The 25,372-nt window shown below is 36.7% G+C and carries 26 protein-coding genes and 1 other RNA gene; 6 read left to right on the top strand and 21 right to left on the bottom strand.

Annotated features, from left to right (window positions below; translation table 11 throughout):
* Window positions 1–16: 16 nt before the first annotated feature.
* The 4 genes from recA to K7I92_RS01515 all read right to left on the bottom strand — a co-directional run bounded on the left by recA (window position 17) and on the right by K7I92_RS01515 (window position 2,442).
* Window positions 17–1,057 (bottom strand): recombinase RecA, encoded by a 1,041-nt coding sequence (recA, locus tag K7I92_RS01500; protein WP_203245417.1) that lies wholly within the window; start codon window positions 1,055–1,057, stop codon window positions 17–19.
* A gap of 45 nt (window positions 1,058–1,102) precedes the next feature.
* Window positions 1,103–1,696, bottom strand: a complete 594-nt coding sequence (pgsA, locus tag K7I92_RS01505; RefSeq protein ID WP_203245416.1) for a CDP-diacylglycerol--glycerol-3-phosphate 3-phosphatidyltransferase — start codon at window positions 1,694–1,696, stop codon at window positions 1,103–1,105.
* A gap of 74 nt (window positions 1,697–1,770) precedes the next feature.
* Window positions 1,771–2,105, bottom strand: an RNA gene (rnpB, locus tag K7I92_RS01510) — RNase P RNA component class B.
* Window positions 2,106–2,115: 10 nt separating this feature from the next.
* Window positions 2,116–2,442, bottom strand: coding sequence for a DivIVA domain-containing protein (locus tag K7I92_RS01515; protein WP_203245415.1), 327 nt, complete (start codon window positions 2,440–2,442; stop codon window positions 2,116–2,118).
* 88 nt (window positions 2,443–2,530) lie between these two features.
* Between K7I92_RS01515 and recU the strand changes: the two genes are divergently transcribed.
* The 3 genes from recU to K7I92_RS01530 all read left to right on the top strand — a co-directional run bounded on the left by recU (window position 2,531) and on the right by K7I92_RS01530 (window position 6,044).
* Entirely contained in the window at window positions 2,531–3,112 is a 582-nt protein-coding gene (gene recU, locus K7I92_RS01520) for a Holliday junction resolvase RecU (protein WP_304502891.1), read from the top strand.
* A 5-nt stretch (window positions 3,113–3,117) separates the two neighbouring features.
* Window positions 3,118–5,793, top strand: a complete 2,676-nt coding sequence (locus K7I92_RS01525; protein ID WP_220281760.1) for a transglycosylase domain-containing protein — start codon at window positions 3,118–3,120, stop codon at window positions 5,791–5,793.
* A 113-nt stretch (window positions 5,794–5,906) separates the two neighbouring features.
* Window positions 5,907–6,044, top strand: a complete 138-nt coding sequence (locus tag K7I92_RS01530) for a hypothetical protein (RefSeq protein WP_203245412.1) — start codon at window positions 5,907–5,909, stop codon at window positions 6,042–6,044.
* 86 nt (window positions 6,045–6,130) lie between these two features.
* Here the strand turns inward: K7I92_RS01530 and K7I92_RS01535 are convergent, their stop codons facing one another.
* From K7I92_RS01535 to parE, 10 genes are read right to left on the bottom strand one after another with little or no spacing between them, the layout of a single operon-like run.
* Complete coding sequence (locus tag K7I92_RS01535) at window positions 6,131–6,307, bottom strand: hypothetical protein (protein WP_203245411.1); 177 nt, start codon at window positions 6,305–6,307, stop codon at window positions 6,131–6,133.
* A 59-nt stretch (window positions 6,308–6,366) separates the two neighbouring features.
* Window positions 6,367–7,260 carry a DegV family protein gene (locus K7I92_RS01540; protein WP_203245410.1) on the bottom strand — a complete coding sequence of 298 codons (894 nt, stop codon included), beginning with the start codon at window positions 7,258–7,260 and terminating at the stop codon, window positions 6,367–6,369.
* Window positions 7,261–7,316: 56 nt separating this feature from the next.
* Entirely contained in the window at window positions 7,317–7,958 is a 642-nt protein-coding gene (gene nth, locus K7I92_RS01545; protein ID WP_220281761.1) for an endonuclease III, read from the bottom strand.
* The gene (locus tag K7I92_RS01550) at window positions 7,955–8,485 is read right to left on the bottom strand and encodes a DnaD domain protein (RefSeq protein ID WP_203245408.1); all 531 of its coding nucleotides are present in this window, start codon (window positions 8,483–8,485) and stop codon (window positions 7,955–7,957) included. Before K7I92_RS01550 ends, nth begins: the two co-directional genes overlap by 4 nt.
* 12 nt (window positions 8,486–8,497) lie before the next feature.
* The gene (rsfS, locus tag K7I92_RS01555; protein WP_203245407.1) at window positions 8,498–8,842 is read right to left on the bottom strand and encodes a ribosome silencing factor; all 345 of its coding nucleotides are present in this window, start codon (window positions 8,840–8,842) and stop codon (window positions 8,498–8,500) included.
* Window positions 8,793–9,611, bottom strand: a complete 819-nt coding sequence (gene yqeK, locus K7I92_RS01560) for a bis(5'-nucleosyl)-tetraphosphatase (symmetrical) YqeK (protein WP_220281762.1) — start codon at window positions 9,609–9,611, stop codon at window positions 8,793–8,795. The genes rsfS and yqeK overlap by 50 nt, the downstream gene beginning before the upstream one ends.
* Window positions 9,608–9,901 (bottom strand): YhbY family RNA-binding protein, encoded by a 294-nt coding sequence (locus K7I92_RS01565; protein WP_203245405.1) that lies wholly within the window; start codon window positions 9,899–9,901, stop codon window positions 9,608–9,610. The genes yqeK and K7I92_RS01565 overlap by 4 nt, the downstream gene beginning before the upstream one ends.
* Window positions 9,898–10,944: a GTPase gene (locus tag K7I92_RS01570; RefSeq protein WP_203245404.1), complete on the bottom strand. Its 1,047-nt coding sequence runs from the start codon at window positions 10,942–10,944 to the stop codon at window positions 9,898–9,900. The genes K7I92_RS01565 and K7I92_RS01570 overlap by 4 nt, the downstream gene beginning before the upstream one ends.
* Window positions 10,941–13,433 carry a DNA topoisomerase IV subunit A gene (gene parC, locus K7I92_RS01575; protein ID WP_220281763.1) on the bottom strand — a complete coding sequence of 831 codons (2,493 nt, stop codon included), beginning with the start codon at window positions 13,431–13,433 and terminating at the stop codon, window positions 10,941–10,943. Before parC ends, K7I92_RS01570 begins: the two co-directional genes overlap by 4 nt.
* Window positions 13,433–15,349 (bottom strand): DNA topoisomerase IV subunit B, encoded by a 1,917-nt coding sequence (gene parE, locus K7I92_RS01580; protein ID WP_203245402.1) that lies wholly within the window; start codon window positions 15,347–15,349, stop codon window positions 13,433–13,435. Before parE ends, parC begins: the two co-directional genes overlap by 1 nt.
* A gap of 101 nt (window positions 15,350–15,450) precedes the next feature.
* Between parE and plsY the strand changes: the two genes are divergently transcribed.
* Window positions 15,451–16,056: a glycerol-3-phosphate 1-O-acyltransferase PlsY gene (gene plsY, locus K7I92_RS01585; protein ID WP_220281764.1), complete on the top strand. Its 606-nt coding sequence runs from the start codon at window positions 15,451–15,453 to the stop codon at window positions 16,054–16,056.
* A 105-nt stretch (window positions 16,057–16,161) separates the two neighbouring features.
* Window positions 16,162–17,193 carry an NERD domain-containing protein gene (locus tag K7I92_RS01590; RefSeq protein ID WP_220281765.1) on the top strand — a complete coding sequence of 344 codons (1,032 nt, stop codon included), beginning with the start codon at window positions 16,162–16,164 and terminating at the stop codon, window positions 17,191–17,193.
* Window positions 17,194–17,209: 16 nt separating this feature from the next.
* Here the strand turns inward: K7I92_RS01590 and K7I92_RS01595 are convergent, their stop codons facing one another.
* The 6 genes from K7I92_RS01595 to uxuA form a co-directional block, all read right to left on the bottom strand.
* Entirely contained in the window at window positions 17,210–17,740 is a 531-nt protein-coding gene (locus tag K7I92_RS01595) for a Gx transporter family protein (protein WP_220281766.1), read from the bottom strand.
* Complete coding sequence (locus K7I92_RS01600) at window positions 17,713–18,165, bottom strand: NusG domain II-containing protein (protein ID WP_220281767.1); 453 nt, start codon at window positions 18,163–18,165, stop codon at window positions 17,713–17,715. The genes K7I92_RS01595 and K7I92_RS01600 overlap by 28 nt, the downstream gene beginning before the upstream one ends.
* A 76-nt stretch (window positions 18,166–18,241) precedes the next feature.
* On the bottom strand, window positions 18,242–19,636 hold the full coding sequence (uxaC, locus tag K7I92_RS01605; protein WP_220281768.1) for a glucuronate isomerase: 1,395 nt from the start codon (window positions 19,634–19,636) through the stop codon (window positions 18,242–18,244).
* Window positions 19,633–19,836 carry a hypothetical protein gene (locus K7I92_RS01610; protein ID WP_220281770.1) on the bottom strand — a complete coding sequence of 68 codons (204 nt, stop codon included), beginning with the start codon at window positions 19,834–19,836 and terminating at the stop codon, window positions 19,633–19,635. Before K7I92_RS01610 ends, uxaC begins: the two co-directional genes overlap by 4 nt.
* Window positions 19,820–21,439, bottom strand: a complete 1,620-nt coding sequence (locus K7I92_RS01615; RefSeq protein WP_220281771.1) for a mannitol dehydrogenase family protein — start codon at window positions 21,437–21,439, stop codon at window positions 19,820–19,822. Before K7I92_RS01615 ends, K7I92_RS01610 begins: the two co-directional genes overlap by 17 nt.
* A gap of 2 nt (window positions 21,440–21,441) precedes the next feature.
* The gene (uxuA, locus tag K7I92_RS01620; protein WP_220281772.1) at window positions 21,442–22,509 is read right to left on the bottom strand and encodes a mannonate dehydratase; all 1,068 of its coding nucleotides are present in this window, start codon (window positions 22,507–22,509) and stop codon (window positions 21,442–21,444) included.
* 109 nt (window positions 22,510–22,618) lie between these two features.
* Here uxuA and K7I92_RS01625 point away from each other — a divergent pair, with 109 nt between their 5' ends.
* Window positions 22,619–23,515 carry an AraC family transcriptional regulator gene (locus K7I92_RS01625; RefSeq protein WP_203245394.1) on the top strand — a complete coding sequence of 299 codons (897 nt, stop codon included), beginning with the start codon at window positions 22,619–22,621 and terminating at the stop codon, window positions 23,513–23,515.
* Between the two features lie 36 nt (window positions 23,516–23,551).
* Here the strand turns inward: K7I92_RS01625 and uidA are convergent, their stop codons facing one another.
* The gene (gene uidA, locus K7I92_RS01630) at window positions 23,552–25,342 is read right to left on the bottom strand and encodes a beta-glucuronidase (RefSeq protein ID WP_220281773.1); all 1,791 of its coding nucleotides are present in this window, start codon (window positions 25,340–25,342) and stop codon (window positions 23,552–23,554) included.
* Between the last annotated feature and the right edge of the window lie 30 nt (window positions 25,343–25,372).

The raw sequence follows: 25,372 nt of genomic DNA on the forward strand, positions 1-25,372 counted from the left end.
GAATAAAAAGCAGAAGTTATTCTTCTGCTTGTGTTTCTTTATACTCGCTTGGGAATAATTTTTCCTTCACTTGTTCACTAATTTTCGTATCTAATTCCGGATGAGATTTCAAGAAATCACGCACCGCATGAAAGCCTTGACCAATCTTTTCTCCCTCATACGAGAACCAAGCCCCTGCTTTATCAATAATATCGTATTCAACCGCTAAATTAATGACTTCATCTATATGTGAAATACCTTCCCCAAAAATCATATTGACAATTGCCATTTTAAATGGTGGAGCTACTTTATTCTTAACCACTTTAATTTTCGTTGCTGAACCAACCACATCGGTACCACTCTTTAAAGCCTCCCCTTTGCGAACATCTAAACGAACGGAAGCGTAGAACTTAAGTGCACGCCCACCCGGAGTCGTTTCCGGGCTACCAAATAGAACACCCACTTTTTCACGCAATTGGTTGATAAAGATAGCTGTTGTATTTGAACGGTTCATTGCACCGGCTAGCTTACGCATTGCTTTGGACATCAAACGAGCTTGTAAACCAACCGAGGCATCCCCCATTTCACCATCCAATTCAGCTTGTGGAACTAAAGCGGCTACTGAGTCAATCACAACCAAATCAATACCGCCTGACTTAATTAAAATTTCGGTGATTTCCAAGGCCTGTTCACCAGAGTCCGGTTGTGATAGAATCAGTTTTTCAATATCAACCCCCAGTTTAGCCGCATATTGCGGATCAATCGCATTTTCAGCATCAATAAAGGCGCAACAACCACCTTGTTTCTGACATTCCGCAATCGCATGCAGAGCCAATGTCGTCTTACCGGAAGATTCAGGACCATAAATCTCAATAATTCTCCCTTTTGGATAACCACCGATTCCTAAGGCCTTATCCAAAGCAAGCGAGCCCGATGGCAGTGCATCAATCGAAACATCTGCCCGATCACCCAAACGCATGATGGAACCTTTACCATATTCTTTTTCAATTGTTTTTAAAGCCTCTTGAAGAAGTGCATCTTTTTTATTATCAGTCATTACTGCTTTCTTTTCCGCCATAATAGCCTCCTAGTTTTTATATTACCGAAAGGATTGAATTTCCTTTTAAATTGTTTCAAAAATATCGTCTTTCAATTGATTTAAGTATTGAATACCGGATAAAATAGACACAAAGGCAGAAAACCATAATAAAACAATACTAACCGGTAAATGAAAGACTTCAAATGGTAAGTTATTCAAAAGAATCAAAGCTACAGTTATCATTTGTAATACAGTCTTTAACTTACCCATCGTGCCAGCCGCCACTACTTTACCATTACTGGACGCAATCATTCTTGCACCATCCACAACCGTATCGCGAGCCATCATTAAAATCACTGGAATAACAGGAATAATTCCCCTCGAAACAAACAATAAGAACATAGTTGTGGTTAATAACTTATCCGCAATGGGATCCGCAAATTTACCAAAAGTTGTAATCATATGATGTTTGCGAGCATAATTACCATCCAAGGCATCCGTTATAGCCGCCATCACATACACAATTAAACAAATGATATTAATTAAACTAATCGAGACATCTGCCACCATGTAAGATGGAACTTCAATACCAAACTTGGCATAAGGAAATAAATAAATCAAAACAATTACAGGAATTAAAATAATTCGAAATATAGTTAAACGATTTGGTAAATTCATAAAACTCCTTTTCCTTGCTCATTATACCATAATCCCCAAACAAAAAGAGGAGGCAACTCCTCTTTTCTGTATACATGCATAAGCCATGTTCTGTCCTGTTGCCAGTGCAGCCATTTATCTGTATTTCTACCTTCCTTCTTTTTCAATTCAAAGTTGAAAATTCCCCTACCAAATTTGGGTTTCTCGCTTGTGGGGTTTATCTCGTTCCACTTCTTTTCTTTCAAAAAGAACTACGTCACTGTGACACCTTAAGGGCTCAAGTCATAGATAAATCCTTAGACTATATTGCTCCGCCGTTATCCGAAGATACCTGACCTTATTGATTCGATCAGCACAAACACTACCATCATCGCAGATGGTGCGAGCATGGACTTTCCTCTACCTAAAAAGGCAGCGACTGCCTTCTGTATACACAATCTTTATTTACGGAATACCTCTTTTTCCAAGCGGGACAAACGCTTCAAAACATCAACATTTGTCATGCCGGTTGGTAAATTTTCTTCCGAAGCTTCCTGAACCTTTAAGCGACCTTCTAAGTCAATTAACTTTGCCCTTAAAGAAGCATTGGTTCTTTCCAAATCCTGAAGCCGTTCATTCGCTTGTTGTAAAAGACGCTCATAGGTTTGGTAATCTTTAATCACTAAATCAAAGAAGCCATCGACTTGATAAGCGTTATAGCCTTTGAAGTCAATATCAAAGCGCTTTTCAACAATAGCGATTGGATCTAAATGAAATGGTTTTGCCATAAAAACCTCCCCTAATGTCTCTATATTATAAGGTTGTCTACTATGAAATTCAATCACGAAGAAAAATTTAGTATAATATCTTTACATGATGATTAAATATCCAAATGGCAAAAAAATAAGTGGTGCTTTAGAAACAAGCCCTCATTCCACCTCCAATCGTGGTATGGAATTAGAAAGTGAAATCAACCGTTCCAACGAATATTACTTAAGTTCTAAAATGGCGGTAATTCATAAAAAACCAACGCCAATTCAGATTGTGAAAGTGGATTATCCAAAACGAAGTGCTGTCAAAATCACCGAAGCTTATTTTCGTCAAGCTTCCACAACGGACTACAATGGTGTCTATCGTGGTCGGTACATTGATTTTGAAGCCAAAGAAAGTAAAAACAAAACTTGCTTTCCTTTAAAATTAGTGCATCCTCACCAAATTCGTCACTTAAAAGAAGTTTTATATCATGGTGGTATTGGCTTCTTCATTATTCGCTGGACCAGTCTGGAAGAAACCTATTTAGTCCCTGCCGAAAAAATGATACACTTTTACCGGATAGCGATGCGTTCTTCCATACCATATCAATGGTTTATAGAAAATGCTCAGCTAATCCAAGGAAATTATGTGAACCCTGTCGATTATTTAAAAGTCGTTGATCAGTTATATTTTGAAAAGAGGTAAATATTGTGAAAGAAAAACAACCCAAAGGAAAACCTCATGGTAAGCGCCGTTACCATGGTCTAAAGATTGCAAACACTTTAATGGCCATCATCTTAGGAATTGAACTGGTCATTGGTCTAGTTGGTGTCACGATGGTGAATTCTACCCTTCATCGTACCCCTTCCTTCAAGTTAGAAAAATTTAGTACCAGTCAAAGTACTTTGATTTATGACCGAGAAGGAAAACAGATTGCTGACGTTGGAAATCAGTTGCGTGAAAATGTTACGTATGATCAACTACCAACTTCTTTAGTCGATGCCTTCTTATCGGTCGAAGACTCTCGTTTCTTCGTCCATAACGGTTTCGATGCACCTCGTTTCACCAAGTCTATTATTGAAACCATTCTTCGTGGCAATATGCAAGGTGGCTCTACGTTCACGATGCAGTTAGTCAAGCTAAGCTACTTTGTTAACGATGAAACAGGGAAAACCTACACCCAAAGTATTGATTACAAAATTCAACAAATTGCTCTAGCTTTAAAATTAGAAAATAATTCTAGTAAAAAGGACATTTTCACGATGTATGTGAATAAGATGAACTTTGGTGGTATTGGTAATATCCGTGGTGTGCAAAAGGCATCCCGTCAATATTTCGGTAAAAATGTTAGTGAATTAAATACTTCTGAATCCGCCTTATTGGCTGGTATTGTCAACTCACCCTATAGTTATGATCCTCATAACTACTTAGATCGAGCGACGAAACGTCGCAATACTGTCTTAGATTTAATGGCTTACCATGGTTATATTTCTAAAAAAGAATGTCAATTAGCAAAGAGTATTAAGGTTGAGGATTTATTGATTGATGCGAAAAAGACTTTACCAACCGGTAATGCGAATCAAGCTTATATTGATGCGGCCTTAAAGGAAGCTCAAGAAGTGACGGGGCAAGATCCATTAAGTACGGCCATGGAAATTCATACCTCTTTAGACCAAAAGACACAAGCCTTATACGAACGCATTCAAGCAAACAAAGAATCGGGTATTCGCTTACATGATCGTCTGGAAGTCTGTGGTATTTCTATCAATAACCAAAACGGTGAAATCGTAGCAATTGGTGGTGGTCGTAACTGGAGTAAAGGTGGTTCTCAATTGTTAAATCGAGCCACCCAACAATACAATCAACCGGGTTCTGCGGTAAAGCCGTTCTTGGATTATGCATTAGCTTTTGAAGATTTAGGTTGGTCCACCGGTCATGAACTCATGGATAAGCCTGTTAAATATGGAAACTGGACCTATCGTAATGCGAATGGTAAGTACTTTGGTCGTGTTAACTTGAAGAAAGCGTTGAACTGGTCTTTAAATACGCCAGCCATCCAAGCTTTCCAAGCGGTGCAAGATAAGAGTGGATTGAAGCGTATTCAAAATTACTTAGTTGATCAATTGCATTTTAAAGGTTTCAACAAAGATGAGGTTGGTATCAGTTATGCGATTGGTGGTGGATCAATGCGTGTTACTGCCGAACAATTGGCTGCCGCACATGCCATTATGATGAATGGCGGTAATTACATTAAGCCCCATACCATCACAAGCATCCATTTCCGTAATGGTGATAAAGCGGATTACAAAGCTAACTTCCAAAAAGAACAAGTGATTTCTTCAGCCGCCGCCTATATGACAGCTTACTTAATGGAAACTAATGTTTCCAAATCAGATGTATACAACTACATGCAGATATTGAAGCGTTCTTATCCTGTTTATGCGAAGACAGGGACAACCGACTGGGGCAGCGATGGTTTGCAATATGGTATTCCAAAGCTGGCTCAGAAAGATAAATGGATGGTTGCTGAAACAAGCCAATATACCTCAGCTGTTTGGATTGGTTTCAATTCAGCTGAAAAGGGTAAGCTATCGTATGTGACAAGTTCCATTGTCAATCAAAACATACCCGGTCGTATCAATTCCAAGCTATTGGATGTCTTACACCGTGATAAGAAACCATCCGGTGTCAAAAGATCAAGGGATGTTTCAACCGTTAAGTTTGTGCGCGGTATCTTCCCTTACGTTGCCCCAAGTAGTCATTTACCAAGTGAGTTAATCACAACTGGTTATATTCGTAAAGAATTTGAAAAATTAAAGACTGCCGAAGAGATGATTGGTCATCTACAAAATATCGCCGGCTTCAATGTTACATACAATCCCGACCATACGATGAGCTTTAATTGGGCTTCTTATCCAGATGCGAAAGCTTTAAATGAGGTTGGTAATGATAGCTTAGATATTCGCTCCTTAACTGGTCCGGTTGTCTATAAAGCACGGATCGTTCAAAATGGTAAGACCATCCAAGAAATTCAATCCTCTAAGGAAACATTGCAACAGAAGATTAGTGGCTTGGCAGCGAATACGGATACTCAAGTCTGTGGATATTATGGCTATAAGAAGATTAATATCAATTCAAATGAAGCTTGTGCTATCTTTAAAACACCAAGAGACTTAACCTTAGTACCATCCTCTTCTAAAGCAACGGATTATACCGCTTGGGCAAAGGCGAATAATATTCGTCTTGAAACAAGAAGCACTAAAACATCAGATGCTTCCCAATGGGGATTGGTTGAAAAAATCGTCGATACAAGTGGACAAAATATTGCAGGCACGCAAATTGATAAGGGATCATCCGTCATTCTTTATGTCTATGGATTAAATTAGGATACTTGAAGTATCCTTTTTTGAGCATTCCTATTGCATTCTAAAAAGAAGTCATTATACTTAATAAAGCGAACGTTTTATTTTTATTAAAAATAGTAGAAAGGAGCATTAAGATGTTTTTAGTGCGTTATCAAGAAACAAAAATTCAAAGTATTGTAACCGAATATACCGATAAAAAAGGTTTACAAGCACTTCAAAGAAAAGAAAAGGACGGTGCCATTACCATCCTAAATAACTCTAAAATTCGATAGGCTAAGGCCTATCTTTTTTAAACCAACATCCCATACAAAACCATGCCCGTGTCCCAAATAAGGGTACTAATAAAGCAACTAAAATTTTAGAAGTTATATCCACCTGCATTTAAAAACTTTTCATAGGCTTCCTTAACTTCTGGCTCTATATCTTCCAATAAACCTCTAATTTCCCCTTCTCGTTGATATTTCACTGCGTATTTTAGAAACCATTTTGCTTGTTCTAAATGACTATATTCTTGCCAATTCTCTGGTAATTTCATAATTCCCCTTTTCCAATAGTATAACTTTCATTCATTTTCATGAAAAACAACTAGAATACCTAGTTGTTAAAATCCAATTCAACCTCACGACGATCCTTCCCCATAAAGAAGAACGCTACCGTACCCGGTCCAGTATGTGAACCAATGGTTGTTCCAATATCAAAATGATGAATTTGAACACTCGGATATGCTTCTTCTAACATTCCTGCAAGCATTTTCGCATCTTCTAAGCAATCCGCATTAGAAATAAAAATTGTTTTTTGTTCAGCATCACCATACTTTTGTACCATCTCTAAAGAAGCTGCTAAAGTCTTCTTCTTGCCCCGAATCTTTTTACGAACTTTCAATTTACCATCGGCTCCAACACTCATCAATGGCTCAATGTGTAACATATTTCCAATAGTTCCGGCGGTCTTAGAAATACGACCACCACGAATAAAATACGTTAAATCACCGGAGAAGAACCATAATTCAACCAAATAACGTGTCTTTAAAGCATACTCGTTTAACACTTCTATCGAACAACCGGCATCTCTTTCATTCGCCATCTGATCAACCAATAAACCAATTCCACTTGAAGCACATAAACTATCAATAACGAAAAGCTTACGGTCAGGAAATTCTTCTCTTAGCTGTTCCGCCACCATACAAGCCCCATTGTAAGTACCCGATAAGCCCGATGATAAACAAACATGAATGACATCCAATCCTTTTTCTAAAAACGAACGGAAATAAGCCTCGTATTCCCCATTTGGAATTTGTGAAGTGCGTGTCATTTCTCCTTGACGCATGGCCTCATAAAAATCCCTAATGCTTAAAGTTTCGCCAAAATCATCTGTATATAACTTATCAGCCAAACTGTAATGAAAAGAAAGACTTGATATATTTCTACTTTCCAAATATTCTCGACTAACATCAGCCGCTGTTTCCATGCTCAATACATAGCTTTCCATCTTCTACCTCCATTTTTAACTATTCTAACTGGTTTATATGAAAAATAAAAATATTTCTAAGCAATTAAATTCTTATTCTTCTCATGACAATGTTCCACAAAGGGGCAGCGATAACACCGGGGCTTTTTCGCTTGACATAAATAACGACCAAAGAAAATCATTTGATGATGAGCTTTTGTCCATTTTTCTTTAGGTAGTTTCTTTTTTAACTTCCGTTCAATGACCGCAACTGAATCCTTTTGATAAGCCAAACCCAAACGCTTCGCAATTCGAGATACATGCGTATCCACCGCCAAGGATGGTAAATGAAAGCATTCTCCTTGAATCACATTGGCACACTTTCTTCCCACACCCGGTAATGAAGTCAAATCTTCCATAGAAGAAGGAATCACACCATCAAATCGTTCTATCACCACTTGTGCAAAACCAATGATATTTTTCGCTTTTGCTCGATACAAACCCAAACGGGCAATATAGCTTTCCACATCGTTGAGCTCTGCTTTCGCTAAAGATTCTAATGTTGGATAAGCTTCAAATAAAGCTGGTGTTACCTGATTGACGGAAACATCGGTACTTTGAGCAGAAAGGATAACCGCTACACAAAGCTCATAGGTATTCCGTGAATTCAATTCCCCTTTCGCTTCTGGAAATAGCTTTTCCAACTCCTCGATAATCTTTAAGGCCGGTAGGTTCTTCATCGCTTTCCCTCAATGATTTCTCTTAACTTAACCGCATCGTTATAAGCCGATAAGATACAAGTTTCAATATAAGGAAAAGAAACTTTCTCATTAATCAAAGCCTCTCTTAAAGCCCAAAGAACAACCTTTGGATCATAGGTTTTTTGCCAATCAGAAAGCTTTTGAAGCTCCGTTGTGGATAAAGGACGATTAAAATTTTGATCAAAAATTGAAAACAAATCACTCTTAATTTCTTCCTTTTGTTGGTCAAATAAGAACAGCCCTTTTAAATCAAAGACCGGTCCTGCTTTTGAACTACCTATTTCCAAATAACCTTTTTCCATTAAGGAGCTTAATTGTTGCTCAACTTCACTTTCCGTTTCATTCAGTTTCTTACCTAACTGAGCTAAGCTAATAAATTGATCATGTTCATTCAAAAAATCCAAGATTAAAACAAGTAAACTTTCTTTCTCATTTAAATTTAGTTCTTCTAAATGACTCAATATCCAATCGCGATGCTGGAAATAAGGTTGTTCATACCACTCCATAGCTAACTCCTTCTACTTCACTAACATTTCTTCCATACGATATTGTGGCTGATCTGCCCAAAGGGCTTCCAAGCGATATTGGCGACGGCTTTCTTCCAAAAAGAAATGAATCATAAAGTCTTTCGCATCTAATAATAACCAAGAACTACCATTTTCCCCTTCCCGATGATAGCCTTGTCCCAATCGATCCAATTCCTTTTCACAATCGTTTAATAGAGACAATAAATGACGTGGATTCTTCGCTGTCACAATCACAAAATAATCGGTATATGAACAGACACCACGCATATCAATAACTTGTATCTGTTCAGCTGGTTTGGTTTCTAAAAAAGTTAAAATCGCTTTTAATGTGTCCATCCTGGTTCCTTTCTAAAAATAATTTCTGCTTGCATAAAATCAATTTTACAGTTTTCTTTAAATCTTGTTTCGCCAGTTGTTCTTCTTCACTAGTGTCATAATTTCTCAAAGGTTCAATCTTATCAGCAATATATAAGATATGGTCATAAGCTGTTTTACCTAGTTCCCCTTGAGCATGACGTTGAATGGCTCTTAAAATATCTTTATCTTGAATACCTAAATTTTCCTTTAGCCACTTAGCTCCTAAATAACCATGAATGGTCCAACTTGGTACTTGTTTATAGGGATAATAATAAGCCATTTTTTCTTCTTGATGCTCTTCATCCTTACAAATATCATGCCACAAACCCATTAAATACGCTTTCTTTTCATCCAAATGATGTTGATGCGCTAAAGCTTGGCACACTTTCGCAACAGAATAAGAATGCGCGACTCGTTTGGGCTTTAAATGAGCTAGCAATATTTCTTTAGCAAAGGCATTTTGTTCAATCAGATTTTTGCGAATACAAGCCGGTACTAAATAAAATTTGCCACTTTGAATAGCTTGTTCATCTTGGCAATTGTATTTTATTGGCTGTTGAAGTTTATCCACGATTTCTATCTTTTTAACAGCCTGAAAGACCATTCTTAATAATTCCAAACGATACGCAAAAGATAGCTTACCTTCTTGGAAACAAGATAGAACTAACCTTTCTTTTTTTGCCATCTTTCTAAGCTTTAAAAAGTCTTTTAAAGAAATAGGATCAAAGCTAGCGATGAGTTCTTTCATTTTGGTAATCCGATTCTAGGTGTTTTCATTGGCTTATATAGCACAATCTGACGACCAATAATTTGAACCACTTCTGATTTTGTATAGCGGGCAATATCAAAAGCTAATTCTTTTAAATCCACTTCTAATCCTTTCAGAACATGAATTTTTAATAATTCACGCGTATGAAACGCATTTTGAATTAATTCAATAAACGTATTGGATAAACCATCTTTTCCACATTGAAATTTCGCTTTATCTGTTTGTGCTAAAGAACGCAAATACGCTTTTTGTTTAGGAGTTAATATCATAAAATTGCCTTTCTAGTATATACTTCAATCCCTTTTGGTAAGTGAAGTTTAATCTGTTGAAAATAACCTGATAGACAAATCCAACCAAGACCCGGCAAGACAATGTCCAACTTTTCTTTTCCTTTTAGGATAATCTTTTCTTCACTTAAATCTTTATTGAAACAAGGCTTTAAATCCTTACCTTTTTGACGCTGATATAAATCATCTGCTTGTTCTAGTTTTGTTCGATGAATGATTAATTGCTCATGAAAATAGAAAGCTAGAGAAGCTTTATCGCTCGTCTTTAAATCAATCCGAAACAAAGCCCCAATAAAATAGCTCTGATTACTATATAGTTGATAATTACGAGCCACTAGGGTCTTGCTTGGAAGTAACTTTTTCAAATCTAACTCATTGACTTCCATGAGATAAGAAGCCTTTACTTCCATCCCTGGTGTATCAATAAAGGTATAGCCATCTTTTTCTAATTTTAAAAATTCCAACGTTGTTCCAGGATAACGAGAAGCGGTTAAAGCTTCTGTTTCTAACAATTGATTTAATAGAGAACTCTTACCCGCATTGGCTAAACCCATAAAAATAAAATTTGTTCCTGGAGGGTACTGATGTAAATACACCAACAGTTCCTCTTTCCCTAAATCCACCTTCGCTGAGTGGAAGAATAGCTTTTTTATAGGAAGATGTTTTTGATGAATTTTTTCAATCATCATTTTCGCTATTTTTTCTTCATTGATTTCAGCCGGCAATACATCTCTCTTACTAAGAATAAGAATGATTTCTCGATCTTGAAGCTGTTGAACAAAGTCCTGTTCCAAGCTTTCTTCCATAGAAAAACAATCCACAACCCAAATCAAAATACCTTCTTGTTTCTGAATTTGTTGAAAGACAAGCCTTGAATCAATACCAAAGCGTTTGGAATAGACAGGATCATCATAGTGCCTTAAACGAAAACATCTTTGGCAATACAAAACTTCTTTTTTTGGACTATAACCGACCTCATTTGGACACTCATCTTGCAACTTAGCCCCACAGCCTATGCACTTCATTCTTCCACCTCAAACAAACCTAATTGTTGAAAAGAAACTTGGTCTTTTTGCACTTCCGGTTCATCCTCAATGAGCGCTTCTTGAATGCCCAACTTTAGATAATAATCTTTATCTAATGATAAAGCACTAAAACCCACTTCTTTTTCTTTAAATGGAATATCGGTAGTCGATAATACTTGTTTCAATGGTCCACCAAATTCTAAGTCCTGACTCGCTTTCACCGCTAAGACATATAACAAGCAAGATGGATTGGACTTGTTCTTTTTACAAATCCTTTCTCCCATATTCTTCGCTCTTCCACTTAAGCGTAATTCTTCTAAATGAATGCGTTTCGCTTGTAAGGCATTGGTCATGAATAATAGATTTTCACCAACATGGACGCTTGTCGCATAAACCACTTCATCCTCTTCAGCCACTTTCATAGCTTGCACACCCTTAGAAGTTTTTACTTCGGGAATTTGGTCTTGTGGCATACGCAAAGCATACCCATCCTTCGTCAACACAACCACTTCTTGATTTTGATAGGTCATAAAAGCCGCACAAACTTCATCATTCGCTTCTAAATTAATAGCTTTAAATAAACGTGAAGTTCTTTCCACTTTCCAATCGCATAATCTGGTCTTTTTAATCTTATTGCCTTTGGTAACTAAAGTAATCCAAGCATAAGAATCAAAGCTTTTCACAACAATCGCAGATACAATCTTTTCTTCCGAATTAACCCGCACAAATTTATTTAAATGACTACCAATATCCTTCCATTTTTCATCATCAATTTGCCAGATTGGTAACATCGCATAGTTACCAAGTGATGTCAATAATAAGACTGTATCTAACGTATTCACTTCTTTTTGACCAATCAATTGATCGCCTGTTTTTAAGCCGGTTTCTTGATCACGAACCGCATTGAAGGAACGCAAAGACACACGTTTTAAATAACCGTCTTTCGACACTGTCAACATCACTTGTTCACTTGCAATCATCGCTTCTTTACTAATATTAATTTCATCAATTTCAGCTTCTATCTTCGTACGACGTGCATCCCCATACTCTTCTTTCACTTTGCGTAATTCTTGAATCATCAAATGGTTCAACACGGCTTCATTTTCCAAAATAGATTTTGTTTCTTCGATTTGGTTCACCAATTGCGCAAATTCATTTCTCAAAGACACAATGTCAGTATTGCTTAAACGATATAAACGCAAAGACACAATTGCTTCGGCTTGTATTTCATCAAAACCGAAGTTTGCTATTAAGTTACGCTTAGAATCGGCTTTATCTTTGGAAGCACGAATCATCGCAATCACCTCATCCAAGATAGAAACAGCTTTGATTAAGCCCTCAATGATATGCACTCTAGCTTCCATTTTATTTAACTCAAAGCGTGCTCTTCGTAAAACCACTTCTTTACGGAATACAATAAATGCATCTAAAAGCTTCAATAACCCCACTTGAACTGGAGTTTCTTTAATAATCGCTACATTATTGTAGTTGTAGCAGACTTGCAAATCCGTATTTTTAAAGAAATATTGCAAGATTAAATTTGCATCGGCATCCTTACGAACATCCACCACAATACGCAAACCATTTCGATCCGATTCATCCCGCACATCCATTAAGCCATCGACTTCTTTTGATACGCGAATTTCATCCATCTTTTTCACTAAATTAGCTTTAACAACTTCATAAGGTATTTCAGTGATGATGATTTGTTGAAAATTCCTTTCTTGGATGATTTCTGTTTTAGCCCGTACAACAATACGCCCTTTACCGCTTGTAAAAGCTGCGCGAATTCCTTCTTCTCCTTGGACAATTCCACCAGTTGGAAAATCTGGTCCGGGAATAATATCCATGACATCCTTTAGTTCACAATCAGGATTTTGGATACGATAAATCGTCGCATCCACCACTTCATTAATGTTATGTGGAGGCATATTCGTTGCATAGCCTGCCGCAATTCCCGTTGCCCCATTCACGAGCATCACCGGAAAAGCAACCGGTAAAACCGTTGGTTCAACATCGGTATCATCAAAGTTCGGACTCATTTCAACCGTATTTTTATCCAAATCTTCTTCCATGACTTGGCTTACTTTCGCTAAACGAGCCTCGGTATAACGCATCGCCGCGGCCGGATCATCATCAATAGAACCATTATTCCCGTGCATATCAATAAAAGGCATTCGTACTTTCCAATCTTGTGACATACGAACCATCGCATCATAGACGGAAGTGTCTCCATGGGGATGATAATTACCAATAACTAAACCAACTGTCTTAGCCGACTTACGATAAGGCTTATCATAGGTATTTCCATCGTTATACATAGCGTATAAAATTCTCCTCTGCACTGGTTTTAAACCATCCCGTGCATCTGGTAACGCTCTTTCTTGGATGATGTATTTCGCATAACGACCAAAACCAGCGCCCATAATATCTTCTAAGCGTTGGTTTAAATAACGGGTGTGATCCATCCATTCTTTTTTCCTGGTCATTACATCTCTCCCTTAAAGTTATCTTCTAATGTGAATTGAATATTCTCTTCAATCCAATGACGACGTGATTCCGGCTTATTTCCCATCAACATTGATACTCTCTTTTCTGCCATCAATAAATCATCAATATTGACTTGAATCAATGTACGATGGGCCGGATCCATGGTTGTATCCCAAAGTTGCGTCGCATTCATTTCCCCTAAACCTTTATAGCGTTGGATTTCCACCTTACCAAGTTTGGACTTTAATTCTTCTAATTCTTCATCACTATAACAGTATTGAATTTCTTTTCCTTTACTAACCTTGTACAAAGGTGGTAAGGCAATGTATACCATACCCTTTTCCACAAGAGGTCGCATATAACGGAAGAAGAAGGTCAATAAAAGAATTTGAATATGAGATCCATCATCATCCGCATCGGTCATAATGATAACTTTGCCATAATTCGCATCTTCCACTGTGAATTCTTTACCAACACCGGCACCAAGGGTGTAAATCAATGTATTTAGCTCTTCATTCTTTTCAATTTCAGCTAATGATACATGTTCGGTATTCAAAACCTTACCACGCAAAGGCAAAATAGCTTGGTAATGAGAATCACGACCTTGTTTTGCTGAACCACCGGCTGAATCTCCTTCGACCAAAAAGAGTTCTTTGATTTTAGAATCTTTGGTTTGGGCCGGGGCTAATTTTCCCGATAAAACCTTTTCTCCTTTTCCTAAGCTCTTTCCTTTGCGAACATTTTCTTTCGCTTTACGAGCCGCTTCACGCGCTTGTTGAGCACGAATTATCTTCTTAACCAAATCATCGGCTGCACTGCGATGCTCTTCAAGCCAGAAACTAAGTTTCTCAGAAACCACACTTTCAACCGCTGTCTTAACTAATGGAGTGGTTAATTTACTTTTTACTTGGTCTTGAAATTCCAAATAATCTTCTGGAACACGAACCGAAATAACCGTCGTTAATCCTTCTCGAACATCCAAACCATCTAAATTTTTATCCTTTGTTTTAAGCAAACCATATTTACGGGCATATTCATTCATGGCTTTTGTGAAAGCCCCTTTAAAGCCAATCTCATGGCTTCCCCCGTCCCTTGTGTGCACTAGGTTAGCGTAGCTATACGTATTTTCTTGGTAATCATCGGTGTATTGAAAGATACAGGATACATCGATCCCTTGATATTTTCCTTCAAACTTCACCGGTTCCATCATTACCCGACGATCTTCATGTAAATATTCTAAGAAAGCAACCAAGCCATCTTCATAAGAAAAAACTTCCCGTGCCTCTTTACCTTCTCGTTTATCTTCTACAACCATTGAAATACCGGATAATAAGAAAGCTTCTTCACGCGCTCTTTCCGCCACTTGTTCAAAATGGAAATTTATTACATGAAAAATAGTTGGATCTGGTTTAAAACGAACAATCGTTCCCGTCTTATTGGTCTTGCCTATCTTCTCCAATTCAGAAGCGACTTTTCCTCTATTAAAAGTCATCCGAACATGTTCACCATCATGGAAAGAATCCACCGTTAACCATTCGCTTAAAGCATTCACAACCGAAGCCCCAACTCCATGCAAACCACCGGCTGTCTTATAACCACCTTGACTAGTGAATTTACCACCGGCATGAAGAATGGTAAAGATTACTTGAATGGTCGGTATTCCTGAAACGTGCATACCCGTAGGCATACCACGACCATGGTCTTCCACACTCACTGAGCCATCTTTTTCTAAAGTGATTTGAATTTCCTTACCAAAACCATTGAGTGCTTCATCAATCGCATTATCGACAATTTCCCAAATCAAATGGTGCAAACCACGAGAATCGGTAGAACCACTGTACATACCCGGTCTTTTACGAACTGCCTCTAAACCTTCTAAAACTTGTATACTATCATCAGTGTATTTATTCGCCATTTGTTCTCCTAACAGTCTTTTTATTATACTAATTTTCACACTTTTTTTGAAGTGATAGAACACATGGTATATACTAAAAACACATTCACAGGAGATGGACTATGTTCAATAATATGATTGTTTGTATAGTAGCGTATTTATTAGGCTCTATTCCCTGGGCCTTAGTCATCGGAAAAGTGTTCTATCACACCGATATTCGTAACCAAGGTTCGGGTAATCTGGGGGGCACTAATGCCGGGCGTGTTTTAGGAAAAAAAGCTGGTGTTACCGTTATTGTTTTAGATGCCTTAAAGGCTATTCCGGCTATGTTACTGAGTTATTATTTCGCCCCTGAAGTTCTTATTCTCTCTGGTCTTGCTTGTTGTTTAGGACATTGTTTCCCAATCTTTGCCCGGTTTAAAGGGGGTAAGGCGGTAGCGACCGGCTTTGGTTTCTTACTTGGCATTTGTTTGTTTCATAAGGGTGAATATTTAGGCTTATTCGCTACACCATTGGCTATCTTTTTAATCACTCTCTATCTATCCAAGATGGTTTCTCTTTCTTCTTTAGTAGCTTTATTCTCGGCTGGTGTCATGAGCATTCTCTTAAAAGAACCTATTTCCATTCAACTTCCCTTATTTGTGCTTTGGTTATTCGTTGCTTATCGTCATAAGGAAAATATTAAGCGTATTAGAAATAGAACCGAATCGGAAATTAGTTGGTTATAAAAATAAAATTTGGTTTTAACAAGAAAATACAAAATATATTATCCATGACTTCAAATAATGCGTAGCGTTTCATTGTATAATAATTTAGTTAAGGAAACAGATACTATGGCACTTCTTGATAATATTGTTCGTTCAATAACGAACACTTTTCGATTTAAAGAGACAATTTTTTGTAAAGAAAATAGTGATTTGCAAGATCGATACGATGCTTTGCAAAAATTAAATAATGAATATCCAAACAATGAAGATTTATTAAGTGAATTATTTATTATTAAGCAAGGTTTGAATGGTGAAAATGAAGTGGCTTATCAATTAAAAAAAGCCAACATTGGGATGTATGTTCTACGGGATATCAAAGTTCAACACGAAGATTTAAGCGCTCAAATTGATTATGTCATTATCACTCCTATATTCACCTATTATGTCGAATGCAAAAATTTAGTAGGCAATATCACTGTCAATGATAAGGGCGATTTTATTCGTGAGTTAAATATCAAAGGTAAAAGAATCAAAAAAGGTATGTATTCTCCTTTAAGACAAGTTGAAGCTCAAAGAGCAGTGCTTCGGAAAATCTGGGAAAAGAACGCATCTTCTCTCAAAAAAATATTTACCTCCCAATGTTTTGAATACTATCGTCGGGTATTGGTGGTCGCAACAAATCAAGAAACCATCTTAAACACTTCTAAAGCCCCAAAAGAAATGAAATATAAAATTTTAAGAGCTGATGCTCTCGTTCGACAACTAGAGTATGACCTCCGGCATAAGAAAAGTGATGATTTATTTAATACTCAAAAGTCTATGGAACGAAGAGCCCAAGCTTATCTTCGATTTACCAGCTCTGAAACAGTGGATTATTATAAATTTTATCAAGATAAGTATGACCTATGCCATACACTAAGTACAGAAGAATTAAAAAACATCTTGTTGGAATTTAGAAAAAAACGTTCCAATGATCTCCATGTGCCTGCTTATTACATTTTCACCAATGATGAATTGGATAGGATACTAGAGGTTAAACCTACGACAATGAAAGAACTTCAACAAGCCCATATTTTAAGTCCCATCCGAGTGAAAAGGCATGGTGAAATCATTATTCAATGTTTGAATAATGCAACAAAGTCTTATCGTGAGAAGTAAAAAGCTTAGGTTGAACCTAAGCACGCATTGGTTTCACTCTTTGGATAGCTAACTTAGAGATATAACCGGTCAATAATCCAGTAGGAATAGATAATAATAAGAAATAAGGCAAAATAACTAGAATCAGCCGTTGATCATAAAAAAACATAACGATCATCACTTGCCCGACAGAATGCGCTATTGCACTTAAAACAGAAGTAAATAATAAGCTGGATTGCATATAATCACACACAATCAAGATGATACTTGAGGAAAGAACACCCCCAAAACTAATCCAGAAATTGGAACCTAAGAAAGTACCACTCATTAAAGTTCCTATGAAAACACGCATCGTATTCACAATTAGCATTTCTTTAATACCCAGTATCTTCATCGCTACTAAAGCAATAATATTCGCTAAACCAATACGAAATACCCCTGCAATTGGTGGAATCATCGCTGTTTCCAACAAATTTACGGTAATAGCCATAGCAGCCAATAAAGCTAACACTGTAAAATGCCTTGTTTGATTAGGACGATTCATGAATTCACATAACTTTCTATCCATTCACTTGTTCCAACATAAATACCATTCGGAATACAAGAAATTGGATACAATGAGCCACCATCATCCCAACCCATCTTTTCACAAAGATGATTTGGACAATCCACTTCATGCGCATGCCATTTTCCATTTTTCACTTCCACACCAAACTTACCATAATCTCCTTTAACAACATAGCTTCCATCAATCCCTGAATCAAACCATTGGATGACCTTACGGCGATGAACAATACCAACCCATTTTCCTTTGGCTTTCGTTGTTGGCTTCGTTAAGCCCATATCTTGTTTTGATTTATTTTCTTTTGGTTGGGTTGCAGTTGTTGTTTCATTTTTTTTAATCACTGAATGCTCTCTAAATTTCATAAATCCAAGTAAACCAAGAGCGAATAAAGCCAGTATGGCAATGATATAAATCTCTTTCTTTTTCATATTCAAGATTATATCATAAACTCTTACTTTCCTTTCGCTTTGACCATATGAAAAACAGGCAACGCCTGTTTTATCATTAAAATCCGAAATATCGTTTTACATTATTGTAAGAAATATCTTTAATCAATTGACTTAAAGCTTCCTCATCATTTGGAAACTCACCCAATTCCACAACTTCACCAATGTACTTACATAAAACTCTTCGAAAATATTCATGGCGTGCATAGGATAAGAAACTCCTCGAATCCGTCAACATTCCCACAAAATTTCCCAGCAATCCATTCGCTGCCAACTCTTTCATTTGCTTGGTCATTCCATTCAAAGAATCATTAAACCACCAAGCGGCACCATGTTGCAGATAACTGGCCACTCCTTCTTGTTGGAAAGAAGCTAATATTGTATCAATGATGGTATTATCATTTGGATTTAAAGAATAGACGATTAGCCTAGGAAGACAATCTTCTTCCACCAAAGAATTGATGAACTTAGATAACTGATCCAAAGGCACCTTAGCACCAATGTGATCACCTCCAACATCAGCACCGGCCCTTTCAAATAAACGGTGATTATTATTACGACTTACGCCGAAGTGTAGTTGCATCACCCAGTTTCTTCGTTTATATTCCTTTGATAAGAATTTCAATAAAGCAACATAGAAAGTGTGTACCTCTTGACTATCCAAAACTTCATTGAATTTCTTCTTAAAGAATATGGAATAAGCTTTATCATCTGCATTTTCCACATAAGGAACATAATCCAAGCCATGATCTGATACATGACAACCATGTGCTTCAAAATAATCCAAACGCAAAGATAAGGCTTTCTTTAAGTCCTCAAACGTATCAATTGACATTCCAGAAGCTTCACTTAATTGATTCATATAATCCAAGTAATCCGGTTTTTCAATAGCCATTGCTCGATCAGGACGCCAAGCAGGTAAAACTCGTGTCTGAAAGGAAGTGTCTGCTTTCAATTTTTCATGCCACCCTAGGGAATCCACCGGATCATCCGTCGTACACAAAACCTCCACTTTAGAATCCAAAATCAATCGGCGAGCTGACATACACTTAATTTTTTCGTTACATAATTGCCAAACTTCCTCAGCTGTCTTTGCATTCAATATACCCTCATAACCAAAGTATCGTTTCAATTCCAAATGCGACCACGAATACAATGGATTACCAATCGCTTTTTCCAAAGTAGAAGCCCAATAAAGAAACTTCTGGTGCGCATCACCATTTCCTGATACAAACTGCTCAGGAACACCATTCGCTCTCATTAAACGCCATTTATAATGGTCACTGCCAAGCCATACTTCACTAATATTTTCAAACTTTTTATCTTCATAAATTTCTTGGGAGCTTAAATGACAATGATAATCAATAATCGGTTCTTGTTTGGCTACTTCATGAAATAGACGTCTTGCTGTTTCAGTTGTTAATAAAAAATTTTTACCTAAAAAACAATTCATCGTTGAACCCTTCCATTTCCATTCATTAAAGCTTTCCTACCATTATGGCTAGCACTTATACTTTCAAGCAAAGTCACTTCTGCACAAGGTAAACCACCATTTAAAAGTGCTCTAGTCAAAGGACGAAGCTCTTCCAGGTCATCAATGACCACAGCTGGAACAATACCGACTTTTTCAAACGTATCAACAATTGATTTCATTTCTTAATTCCTCCATTGTTTTATGTAATACAGAACGAACATGACCTTTTTCTTGCATATCGATAAAATAAGAAATAATACGATTTGATAAGCCGGCTTTCACTAAATCCACTCCGAATAAAGATTGATCTTTTAAAATCGGTTCTAAAACGGAAGATACATTATCTTTATTTAATACACTTAGCTTCTCTTGCATTATCTTTAGTAAAGGATCATCGCTTAATTCCATTGGATTACCTTCATCATCTCTCGCTAGTAGATAGCGTAACCAACCGGCAATCACTAAAGAAATACCAAATAATAAAGAAGTATCTTTACCTTGGGATAGATACGTTTTAATAGTCTGACCAAAGCGAATCGCTAATTTTTGTGAAGTATCTGTTGCAATGCGTTGTGGGGTATCAGGCATAAATACATTGGGAAGGCGAATATCAATAACCGTGTCAATAAACTCTTTTGGATCTAAAACACCGGGATGAACAACTACCGGTAAGCCCTCTACATAGCCGATTCTCTTAATCAATTCTAACAAATCTCCATCTTTCACTTCATCGCTAATTTTATGGAAACCAAGCAGGCATCCATAAACGGCTAAAGCAGTATGTAAAGGATTTAAACAAGTACAAACCTTCATTTGTTCAACCTTTTCCACCGTTTCGCGATTGGTATACACCACACCAACTTGTTCTAAAGGTAATTTACCATTTGGGAAACGATCTTCAATCACCAAATACTCTGTCTCTTCTGCATTCACAAATGGTGCCACATAGGAGCCCTTTGATGTGATGACTGGGGCTAAATTCAAACCATCTTCTTTCAATATCTTTTCCACACTTGCATCAGGTCTTGGAGTAATCTTATCAATCATTGTCCAAGGGAAGCTAACTTTGGAGTTATCTTCAATATAAGCCAAAAATCCCTCTTCCACAATGTGATTAGAAACCCACTCTTTTGCGAATGTATGGACAGCCTTATATAATTTATCGCCATTATGTGCACAATTATCCATCGATACCATTGCAATAGGCTTTTGATTAGCTTGATATCTAGTAAATAATAAAGCCGTTACTTTTCCAATATAGCTTCTTGCTTGAAATGGATGTTGTTTAAAATCCGCTAAGACATTTGGAATATAGTGACCATCACCATTAACTAAGCTATACCCCTTTTCTGTAATGGTAAAAGAAGCCATCTTTAAGCTATCCTTAGAAAACATTCTCTTTAAATTTTCAATTTCTACTTTATTTGAAAAATCCAAGATAGCTGTATTAGCAATCGAGGCAATCACTGTTTTTTCTACTTTTCCATCTGCTTTTAAAGTAACTAAAACCGATAAATTATCATGGGGATGATATTGTTTTGAAATGATTTCATAATCAAAACCATCGACTGCCACCAAGCCTGTTTTTACAAGACCTTTGTTCAATAATTTTTGCATTAAATTGGCTTGAAAAGCACGAAAAATATTTCCTGCACCAAAATGAATCCATTCCGGATTTTCTTTTGTTTCGGATATGACTTCTTCTAAATTAAATTGAGGAAGCTCATAGCCTCTATCTAGCCAAAAAGATTTCTCTTTTAAAGATTGACGATTTAATTCCATTACTATTCTCCCTTTTCACTTTTTTCAATTGCTTCCCATAAACCATTGATATAGGTAGCACCCAAAGCACGATCATACAAACCATAGCCGGGCATTGCTTTCTCATTCCAAATCATGCGACCATGATCCGGACGAATTGGTCCACTAAATCCCGTTTCATAAAGAGCTTTCACGATTTCATACATATCAAAAGTACCATCACTCGATAAGTGAGCCGCTTCCTCAAAATCATCTTGTGAATGAAATCTTAAATTACGGATGTGAGCAAAGTGTATTCTTCCTTTCAAAGAGTGAATCATCGCCGGCAAATTATTCTTTAGACTAGTTCCTAAAGAACCTGTACAGAAAGTCACCCCGTTGTGTACATCATCTACCGTCTTCATTAAGCGCAACAAATTATCTTGATTGATGATAATTCTTGGTAAATCAAAGACCGACCAAGCCGGATCATCTGGATGAATGGCCATCTTAATATCGTATTCATTGCATACTGGCATAATTGCTTTTAAGAAATACACTAAATTTTCAAATAACGTCTCGTTATCCATATTTCTATAAAGGGCAAATAATTCTTTCACTTTTGCCATGCGTTCAGGTTCCCAACCGGGCATAACCGTACCGTTCATATCATCCACAATAGACGCAAACATTTTTTCTGGCACAAGATCATCCACTGCTTTCTGCGTATAGGCTAAAACCGTTGAGCCATCTTCCCTTTTACGAGCCAGCTCCGTTCTCGTCCAATCAAAAACCGGCATAAAGTTATAACAAACCATGTGAATATTTTCTTTTCCTAAATTACGAAGAGTTTCGATGTAAGTTTCAATATCGTGTTCCCGTTCAGCACTAGCAGTTTTAATTGCATCACTAACATTGACACTTTCAATACCGGAAATTTTCAATCCTGAAGCCTCTACCTCTTCTCTTAAAGCATGGATTTCTTCCTGAGTCCAAAGCTCTCCCGGCTGTTTATTATATAAAGTTGTAATAACGCTTTTTACCCCCGGAATTTGGCGTATTTCTTGTAAAGTAACGGTATCGTAAGCACTACCATACCAACGTAATGTCATTTCCACGTAAAGTCCCTCTTTTCTTTGAATTTATTATAAATTTCATGCTTTTTTATTCCGATTGAAGTCATTGTTATTCATATTGTAAAAATTGCGATAAAATGAATGTATGAAGAAGAAATTTAGATCTAGCTTTACCTATCGCCAGTTTATGGTTAATCAAGATTTTGAGCTTTACTATTATTCAGATGAAAAATTTGAGCCGGTGGAGTTACATCGTCATAGTTATTATGAAATTTACCTCCCTTTAGAAGGTGATATTTATTTAGATATTGATGGTGTTGTTCTTCCCTTAACAAAGACTGATGTTGTGGTTGTTCCGGCCGGTCAAAAGCATCGTATCGTGAACGTTAATCCAGACTTACCTTATCGACGTTTTATTTTTTGGTTAAATCCTAGTTTTATGGAAAAATATGAAAAGATTTTTCCTGAAATTGACTTCCTTCCTCGCTACTTAAAAGAAACCAATCGTTTTAGTTTTCATTTTAGCAATTCTGATATTTCCTTAATTCATACGAAATTTTTACGTTGTTTAGAAGAAATTCATTCTCATCGCTTTGCGGAAGAAGGAATGTTGGCGCTTGGGGTTTTTGACCTATTACTAACTTTATCGCGCTTAGCGTATGAAACTGTTAATCCTTCCATTCTGAATGAAAGTGATGATTTATTTCAAAATATCATTTCCTATATTGAACAAAATTTAGAAGATAATTTAAGTCTGGATGAGTTAGCCAATCATTTCTTTGTGTCTAAGTATTATATTTCTCATTTTTTCAAGGAAACTGTTGGCATTTCCATTCATCAATACATCTTAAAAAAGCGCTTAGAAAAAGCTAAATCTTTAATGATTTCCGGTGCTTCAATTAAAGAAGCTTTCAAAGAAAGTGGATTTAGTGATTACTCCAGCTTCTTTAGAGCTTTCCGAAAAGAATACCACTTATCCCCCAAAGAATTCCAAAAAGTATACATTCAAGATCCTATTCGTTTAGAGAAAAAATCGCACTGAAAAGTGCCTTACAATTTTTAAGTAAAGCACTTTTTTCTATTTCTCTTCCCAGCGTTTTTTAAGAATGAAAGCAACTTCTTTCGGCTGACGATTGCGGGTAAACACACCTTTCTTGTTACCATTCACACGGAAAACTCCTTCTCCTGTTTGGAAGTCCGCGAAATTCCAAGTTAATTCTCCCTGCACAAATTCATAATCATCAAAAACTTGAAAGTTCATTTGGTAATACTCGTTTTGGTATTCTTGACTCCACATTACCGATGGTAACTTATGTTCAGAACCAAGTGTATCTGTACCAAATTCGGTAAAGACAAATGGTTTATTTAACTTTTTAGCTTGCCAACGATTCATTTCATCTCTAAATTTTAACTCCGCATCTTCCATTTCAGCACCACCGGAAATATACCAACCGTAATAACGATTTAAACAAATAAAATCACATAGCTCATGACAATAATCCAATTCCGGAGCAGAGTTCTTTTCAAAAGCACCTGTTAAAGGTCTGGTTTTATCCAAACTTCTAGCAAATTCAAAAACTTTCTTAAAATACTCATATGATTCTTTCGTTGTAGTTTCCGGTTCATTGAATAAACTATACGCAATAACGGAGGGATGATTTTTATCTCTTTGTATCATTTCTTCAACAGCCATTAAATGATTTTTTAATAAAGCCGGCACCGTATCGGTTTGAAAGAAATGTGTTACTTTTCCAGATCCGGCATCGACAGCATTTCTAGTTGAACGCATCATACCAACAGCCGGAACTTCATCCATGATTAAAAACCCTTCTTGATCTGCAAAATCATACCATTCTTCTGCATAAGGATAATGTGATGTACGAAAGCTATTCGCATTAGACCACTTCATCAATTCAAAATCTCTTTTGATTATTGGATAATTGAAACCACGACCAAAGACTTCCGCATCTTCATGCTTACCAAAGCCTTTTAGATAAATCTTCTTGCCATTTAGAAGGATTGTTTCACCTTTAATTTCAATGCTACGAATTCCTAATGGACGACTATATTCATCTATTATGGTATCCTCTTTTACTAATTGTATTTGTAAGGTATATAAATACGCATTTCGAAGTTGCCAAAGTATTGGTTGGTCAACAATCAACTCGCTTTTTTCTCCTTTTGCTTTAGAAACTTCTTTTCCACCAGCATCAAATAAAGTCACAAGGACATCACAATCACTATTTTGTCTTACTGAATAATGCACGATTGCTTTTTCATTTTCTAAAGTAAAGCTTGTTTCATAGTCTTGAATTGCTTGATTAGGAACTTCGACAAAGTCAACATTTCTATGAATACCAGCATAATTAAAGAAATCAAAATAAGGTGTAACTAGTGGTCGACCATTTTTCAAATACTTAACAGCACCACATGGAAGACTGGCTTCTGATAATGAATTATTTACTTTTACAACAATTGTATTATTCGCATTTGGCTTTAAAGCCTTCTTAACATGAACAACAACCGGTAAGAAACCACCCTCATGTTCACCAACTTTTTCTCCATTCACGAAAATTTCACAGCGATGTGTTACCGAACCAAAACGTAAGAACGCATCTAAATCACTTTGGTGGTAGAAGATGCTTGTTTCATACCAAAAATCTCCTACATAATCACGGATTTTTTTATCGGTGTATAAATCATTGAAACTAGCCGGTACAGGAATATAGTCATATTCCTTTAAACCATTCTTCCATTTTTCTTCATCACCTATTGAATTTGGATCCAAAGAAAATTTCCAAAGACCATTTAAAGATTGTTTATACCGTGCTTGATTTTGTACGGGATATAATTCTGAAAATTGTAACATCGTGTACCCTCCTAAAAAATGGTCATACAA

Origin of the sequence: Bulleidia sp. zg-1013 (genome assembly GCF_019798045.1) — a bacterium.
Classification (GTDB): Bacteria; Bacillota_I; Bacilli_A; order Erysipelotrichales; family Erysipelotrichaceae; genus Bulleidia.